The 264-nt window shown below is 63.3% G+C and carries 1 pseudogene; it reads left to right on the forward strand.

From position 1 onward, the window contains the following. Positions 1–264: pseudogene (locus tag SB719_RS20740) on the forward strand (YkgJ family cysteine cluster protein); the annotation flags it as partial.

A 264-nucleotide genomic window follows, 5' to 3' on the forward strand; every position in this document is an offset into this window, starting at 1 on the left:
GGTGTGTCGCATCTATCCGGTAGAAATCAACCCGCATATCCCGCTGCGGCCAGACAGCAAAGACTGCCCGCCGGAGGCCTGGCAACAGGGGCCGGAGCTGATTCACGGCACGCAGCTGGTCGATGTGGAACTGCAGGCGCTGGTCCAGGCTTCGCGCCAGGCCGACCGCGATGACATTGCCGCCAAGGTAGCGGTGTGCCAGGCGTTGGGCATGACGACCAGTGCGCTCAAGGGCAACGGTTTTACCGCCTACTTGCCGGATAT

This window comes from Pantoea sp. SIMBA_079, assembly GCF_046940275.1.
GTDB lineage: Bacteria > Pseudomonadota > Gammaproteobacteria > Enterobacterales > Enterobacteriaceae > Pantoea > Pantoea borealis.